Annotated in this window: 3 tRNA genes and 2 rRNA genes; all 5 read right to left on the bottom strand. The window is 54.5% G+C overall.

Annotation, left to right across the window (positions count from 1 at the left end):
* Positions 1-76 precede the first annotated feature (76 nt).
* A tRNA-Gly gene (locus LH47_RS14695) sits at positions 77-151 on the bottom strand.
* 4 nt (positions 152-155) lie between these two features.
* Positions 156-236, bottom strand: a tRNA-Leu gene (locus LH47_RS14690).
* 4 nt (positions 237-240) lie between these two features.
* A tRNA-Lys gene (locus tag LH47_RS14685) sits at positions 241-316 on the bottom strand.
* Between the two features lie 14 nt (positions 317-330).
* Positions 331-447 (bottom strand): 5S ribosomal RNA (gene rrf / locus LH47_RS14680).
* Positions 448-796: 349 nt separating this feature from the next.
* Positions 797-964, bottom strand: a 23S ribosomal RNA gene (locus LH47_RS14675); the annotation flags it as partial.

Below are 964 nucleotides of genomic sequence, written 5' to 3'. Positions count from 1 at the left end.
CCGGCACGGTAGTCACCTACCGCAGGATTTTAAGTCCTGTGCGTCTGCCAATTCCGCCACCCCGGCATAGGCATGTTGGAGCGGAAGACGGGACTCGAACCCGCGACCCCCACCTTGGCAAGGTGGTGTTCTACCACTGAACTACTTCCGCATTATGCGGGTGGAGGGACTTGAACCCCCACGCCAGAGGCGCCAGATCCTAAGTCTGGTGCGTCTGCCAATTCCGCCACACCCGCATCATGGTGAGCCATGGAGGACTCGAACCTCCGACCCTCTGATTAAAAGTCAGATGCTCTACCTACTGAGCTAATGGCTCATTTTTTTCTCTTTGCCCGGCAACGTCCTACTCTCGCAGGCGGTGTCCCGCCAACTACCATCGGCGCTGGAGAGCTTAACTTCCGTGTTCGGGATGGGAACGGGTGTGACCTCTCCGCCATCGTCACCGAGCAAACATACTTTTTCATCGCGCCATGTGAGGCGTGAAGGATTATTCCTTCAAAACTAGATAACAGGACTAAACAGTCGCCTACGCTTTTCATATTGTCTAGCTTCGAACTAACATCCTCCTACGCCTTCGCTTTTTCCGTTCGACGTGCACGCACGTCTTCGTCAAAAGCTTTTGGCTCCGTCGGACGTTTCCTTGGCTTCGCCAAGGACCGTTCTCAGCTTTTCTTGTTGTCTAGCTTCGGCTCCTAGCCCCTCGAACCGCTTCAGTCCTGCTGTGGCGGCAACAGCCTCCTCGCAGGCCTTTCGCGTTCTTCGTGGCTGAACAGTCGCCTACGCTTTTCTTGTGTGTTTAGTTAAGTCCTCGATCGATTAGTATCCGTCAGCTGCACGTGTCGCCACGCTTCCACCTCGGACCTATCTACCTTGTCATCTTCAAGGGATCTTACTCGCTTGACGCGATGGGAAATCTCATCTTGAGGGGGGCTTCACGCTTAGATGCTTTCAGCGCTTATCCCTT

It is taken from the genome of Anoxybacillus thermarum, from assembly GCF_000836725.1.
GTDB classification, from domain to species: domain Bacteria; phylum Bacillota; class Bacilli; order Bacillales; family Anoxybacillaceae; genus Anoxybacillus; species Anoxybacillus thermarum.
Note: the sequence above shows the minus strand (reverse complement) of the source record. Positions and strands in the feature narration are given on the sequence as shown.